General features: G+C 62.5%; 3 protein-coding genes and 1 pseudogene. 1 reads left to right on the forward strand and 3 read right to left on the reverse strand.

Going from position 1 to position 5,666, the window contains the following annotated elements; all coding sequences use genetic code 11:
- Positions 1–96: 96 nt before the first annotated feature.
- Positions 97–2,742, forward strand: coding sequence for a PAS domain-containing protein (locus AC1DY5_RS39615; protein WP_478119927.1), 2,646 nt, complete (start codon positions 97–99; stop codon positions 2,740–2,742).
- A 1,198-nt stretch (positions 2,743–3,940) separates the two neighbouring features.
- Here AC1DY5_RS39615 and AC1DY5_RS39620 read toward each other — a convergent pair.
- From AC1DY5_RS39620 to AC1DY5_RS39630, 3 genes and pseudogenes are all read right to left on the reverse strand, one after another.
- Positions 3,941–4,657: a TetR/AcrR family transcriptional regulator gene (locus AC1DY5_RS39620; RefSeq protein ID WP_478119928.1), complete on the reverse strand. Its 717-nt coding sequence runs from the start codon at positions 4,655–4,657 to the stop codon at positions 3,941–3,943.
- 332 nt (positions 4,658–4,989) lie between these two features.
- Positions 4,990–5,334, reverse strand: a pseudogene (gene panD / locus AC1DY5_RS39625) (aspartate 1-decarboxylase).
- Between the two features lie 66 nt (positions 5,335–5,400).
- Positions 5,401–5,666: LysR substrate-binding domain-containing protein (locus AC1DY5_RS39630; protein ID WP_478119929.1), on the reverse strand; the 266-nt coding region annotated here is incomplete at its 5' end.

Here is a 5,666-nt window from a genome sequence, read left to right on the forward strand (position 1 = left end):
CCCCAAAGACTCTTCGAACTGCATGACAACCCCCTGAGGAATCGACCGGCACTTCGCATTTCGTGGGCGGAAGTGCAGCCTCGGAGGGTGGAGGCCATGAAGCACCTGGATGCCATGCTCGAAGAGCAACGCGGGCGACCTGACTCACCCCGTGCTCGCGCGCTCCTTTCGGACATCGTCGCATTCCAGTCCTCGTTTGACTCCCTGACGACCAACCTCATGGCGTTCGCGTCCTCAGGGGAGTTGAACTTCAGGTTCGCCTATGGGCCAAAACTGTCGACGAACGCGGCCCTATGGCTGGCCCTCACCGAGAAGCAAGAGCAACTGACTGCTCAGCAGCGCGGGCATCTCGCCAGGCTTGCCAAGCTCAGGGCGGAAATCAGCGATTTCGCCCTCGAGATCACGAGCTACGTGGGCGGCGAGCATGCCTACGATGATCGCTACCTGTATCGAACCGAGGCAGAGCCCCAGGCCGAAAAGATGATTGGACTGCTTGCGGCCCTCACCGCCCATCAGAGAGAACTTCTGCAGGCGGAGATCGACAACGTCAACGCCAGCCTTCGAACTTCACGACTCGTCGGAATCGTCGGCGGCGCAGTGGCCGTCGTCCTTGCCATCAYGATGGCAGCGGTCGCGTATAGACGCATCGTCGGCCCCATTCGCAGCCTGACTCAGGTCGCCGAAGAACTCGCCGCCACGGATGCGGCCGTCCTGCCACACGCCGACGCGCAAGATGAGATTGCTCGACTTGCCTACATCATCCGCACAAAGCTGAAACAGGACGAACTGCAGCGAATCCTCGCGTCGGTATCAGATGCGCTGTGGAGCGCCGAATCCGATGAGGCTGGATCGCTGCGCTATAGATATTTCTCCCCCGTCGTGGAACGCATCACCGGGCTTCTGCCGGAACACTTCAAGCCGTCTCCCGAGCGCTGGCAGGAAATCGTCCACCCTGACGACAGGCCAACGTTCCTGCACGCCCTGCGCCAGGCTGTCGGCGGCGAGTCCAGGCGCGAGGACGTCGAATATCGAATCATGCGACCGGATGGGGCCATTCGATGGGTTCGAGACAGCATTCAGGCGACGCGACTGAGCGATGGACGGATCGTTCTGAGCGGGGTGGTCAGCGACATCACGGAGCGCAAGAAGATAGAGGGCGAGCTCAGAGGTCGACAGGAGATGCTGGACCTCGCTCAGCGGGTGGCGCGGGCGGCGGCATTCGATCTCGACTTGACGCCCGGAACGAGCCAGCGCTGGCCCCCCGCGATGGAAGCTCTGCACGGCCTTGAGCCAGGGACCTACGACGGCACACAGACGTCCTGGAAGAAACTCATCCATCCCGATGATTGGCCCGACGTCCGAGAGGCCATTAGACGAGCGCGAGAGACGGGGGGTTTCACATGCGAGTACCGGGTGACCTACAGTGACGGCTCCGTTCATTGGTTGCAGTCCAAGGGCCGCTTCTTCTTTGGCTCCGACAAGAAGCCCGTGCGAATGGTCGGCATCATTCTCGATGTATCCGAGCGCCACCTGGCTGAGGTAGAGATGCGGCGCCTGGAGGCCCAGCTACGCCAAGCGCAAAGACTGGAGGCGATGGGCACCCTCGCCGGCGGAATCGCTCATGACTTCAACAACATCCTGGGGGCTATTCTGGGTTACGGCGAGATGGCAGCCCGGGGTGTCCAACCTGGAACCCGGCTCATGCGAGACCTCGATAGTATCCTTGCCGCCGGCGAGCGTGGCCRGGCCTTGGTGGAGCGCATCCTTGCATTCAGCCGAAGTGCCGTTGGCGAGCGGGTCCCAGTGCACGTCGAGAATGTGGTTCGCGAGGCTCTTGCGTCGATCGCGGCCACTGCACCCGGCAACATCACCCTGGAGGCCCAGCTCGAGGCCGGCAACGCGGCGGTGATAGGGGACTCGACGCAAGTCCACCAAGTCTTGATGAATCTGGCAACCAATGCAATCCAAGCGATGCCAATGGGCGGCCGTCTAAGAATCGCACTGCAACTGGTGCAGTTCGAAGCACCCCGCCTGTTCAGCACCGGCAAGGTCGACGCCGGTCCCTATGTCGCCTTGGCGGTGGCAGACTCCGGTGCGGGCATAGCAAGCGACATCCTGGAGCGCATATTCGACCCGTTCTTCACAACCAAGGAGGTGGGCGTCGGCACGGGCCTTGGCTTGTCGCTCGTTCACAGCACGGTCAGCCACCTTGGAGGTGCAGTCGACGTTTCGACAGCGCTTGGCGTCGGGAGTGTCTTCACGGTCTACCTTCCACACTCAGGCTACGCAGCAGACGCTGTCGAAACAAGCATCGCGGAGTTGCCCACCGGCAACGGGCAACGGGTCATCGTGATCGATGACGAAGGCGCTCTCGCGCGCCTGATGGCTGAAAATCTCGTATCGCTGGGCTATTCGGCCGTTTCGTTTGCCTCCAGCATTGAGGCACTGCACTCCATCCAAGCGCATCCCGAAGAGTTCGACGTCCTGATAACCGACGAACGAATGCCAGGCATGTCTGGGTCCACCCTTATTGAGGAGGTGCGGCAATTGCGCCCGGATGTACCAATCATTGTGGTTAGCGGGAACGTGAGCCCTGAGCTTGTGACGCGGGTCCGCCAGGCGGGCGCCAACGACCTTCTCAAGAAACCCGTCCTACGACGTGACCTGGCATTGATAGTCGCTCGTGCGTTAGAAGTTATCGGCAGTCGACGGCGGCTGCATGATGTGCGGCCGAACGTCTAAGGCAAGGCTTATATGGGCGCCGGTCCGACCTGGCTGGCCCATCACACGCGTGGTCGCTTGCTCTCCTTAGAAAGCGATGGTTTCCGAATCACCGTGTGTCGGTGCGCCGCCTGCCACACCTCGGGACGCCAGGCTAGCTTGCGCCCTTTGCGGTCGAGATCGAGTGACGTTCCATATGCAATCTGACGAATGTCAGCTTCGGAGAAATCTGTACAGCCGGTATGGGCCCCTTTCGGTCGTTCGACTGGACTCCCAAGTGAATCCGCTAATCCGCTCTCCTTGATTGGTCGATCACTTGGTCGGCTCCTGTTGAGCTGGACCGCCGGCGCTACTTGTGCTTCGTCAACAGCCAGTTGACGGACCTGCCCCTGAAGGTTGGCATGGTGCTGCCTTCGGCCAGGGAGACAGTTGTCGACGGCGTTGTMATGGCCCGCCATACACCGCTTGCGGGGCATCTCTCGCCAGATCTCGCCCTCTTCCCCAATCCCAATCCAAACAAATTTTTGAAGAAACTCATTCTGTGCTCCTGCTTGAATGAACTCCCAATCGTGGAGTCTAGTCGTCGAGCCGCACCATGTGTCTGGCTGCGCGCCGCTCCCTCCCTCCATCGATTGAAGGAGGCGGTCCACCGCCCACGGGCCGACGAGTGAGGGGCTTCCGGGTGTGAAGCGCCCACGCTCCTCGAAGCACTTCAGAAGCCAATGACGGGAATGGATGAGGGGTGTTGGCGGGCTGCGCCGTCTACATGCCCATGCGAATCCGGAGGTTAGCTGCGCAGCTAATGCCGTCGTTTCAGCTAAGGACTGGCCGTGCACATGTCGCCGGCCGGCTGCGTCGCGGCGGCGGACGCGCCGGCGGGCCGGCTGGAAGCGCGCAGGGCTGGGTTCAACTTTGAGTCGCGAGAGCGGCGCCGAATGGCCGCTGCGAGGCACTACCGCGAAGGACCGGTGTTGGCCGCGAGCACCAGTTCGCGGCCGCGCTTGGCAGCTGACCTTCGGCGTGATCACGCTGTTGGCAAAGGCTGCTACCGGCGAGTTTGGTGAACAGGCAGTCACGGCCATCACCCGCCGTTCTGCTGCGCTCTCGAGCAGCCGTCCAAATGGCAGTTCATCGCACAAACCAGCCCCCGGGCGGGGTGGGCATGGTGAGATCAGTCGGAAGAAGAAAAGGGGTACAGGTGTTTCAGTCGGGGCTGGTGCTACGCCACCCTGACCCTGCGCTTGCCTGTCGTTGCGGCTTGCTCAATTTGTGCCAGCACGCGCTTGCCGGATTCCACCACTGTGGCATCGTGCGTCATCTGATAGCGCACGATCATTCCTTCCACACACAGCATCGCGTCGGCTGCTACGGTGGCCGGCGACTGCAGGCCGAGGCGACCGGCCAGCCCGGCGATGACTTGCTCCACAGCCTGCTTGTGCGAAACCGCCGCTCGCTGCAGGTGACCCAAGTCTCCCGTGGACCCGCCCTCGGCGACCACATTGATGAAGGAGCAGCCGCGATAGTCCTCCTGGGCGAACCACTCCCCCAGTGCGTCAGCAATCGCGGACAGCCCGGGCCGCTGCGCAAAGTGTGCATCGACCGTTTCAGCAAACCAGCGCATCCAGAAGTCATGGCGCCAGTTCAGGAATGCCGCAATGAGTTCGTCCTTCGAGGCGAAATTCCGATACAGCGACATCTTGGCGACGCCTGACTGCACCAGAATCTCCAGCGGCTTGCCGTTTACGCCACCGGCGGCATTGATTAGCCCCACGGCAAGTTTCACGCCGCTGTCGCAGAGATGATTCGAGCACAAGCCGTCCTGCACGCGTTTGACCGTCAGGGCCACCGTGTTTGGATCGGCGATCAACAAGGGCGGGGACGAATGATTCCCCTTGATGATCGCCGGAGGCTGGCCCGAGACATCCAGATTGCGCACTAGGCCGGCGCCCGGTTGCGCGTGGCCTGCGACATCGTGGGCATCGCGATGAGCGCACGCTGCAACGCTGGAAGACCCATGGAGGACTCGTGTCGGGGGATCGCCTTGAGCCCGGCGGAGCCCGCCGAAGTACTGCGCGTGGTGGGTTGCGCTGGAAAAGCGCTATGCCTGAGAACAAACCCGAACAGTGGCTTGAGTCCAAAGTCGATAACACTGGCGTGGCGATAGTGGCTTGCGCACCGACGGCGGCGAGTTCGGCGGCAGGGTGCCATAGGGGGTGGCCGCATTGGCGGCGGCGTGCGATGACACGGCGAGGCTCGCTGCGTTCGGCATCAGGCCGCGACGGCTTCGCCCGAAGCCGCTTGCACCGGGATATGGGCGCGCACTTCCTTGATGCGGTTGGCGTCGTCGACGAACACCAGCTTCGGCCGATGCGCCGCCACCTGCTCCTCGGGCACCAGGCCGAAGGCCGCGATGATGATCAGGTCGCCGAGCGCGGCCCGCCGCGCGGCCGAGCCGTTGACCGAGATGATGCCGCTGCCACGATCGCCGCGGATCGCATAGGTCACGATGCGCTTCCCGTTGTTTATGTTTCAGTTGTGGACCCAGTCGTTCTCGGCCAGGTTCGCGGCGTCAAGTAGATCTTTGTCGATGGCGCAGGAGCCCTCGGAGTGCAGCTGATTCGTGGCTCTGCGACGAAATCGTCAAGGATATGGCCCGACGCTAATAGCGCCGGCTTTCGTCTACTGCGCGAGGGGCCGGCGACGAGTTCGCGCGGGCGCCGGAGGGCTCGTTTCGGCCGGCGCGCGATCGACGAAGGCCTGTCGAAGGAAGTCGATCAGCAAGCGCACACGGGTGGGTAGCCGGTCCCTGCTTGGAAAGAGCGCGGAAATCGGTCGTTCATAGGCTTCCCGCCACGCCGGCAGCAGTTGCACAAGGTCAGTTCTGTGCAGATCGGCCACTACGGCGTAGTCAGGCAGCAGTCCGATACCTGCGCCGCAGCGGATGA

The sequence above is a fragment of the Variovorax sp. P4_D9 genome (assembly GCF_056401695.1).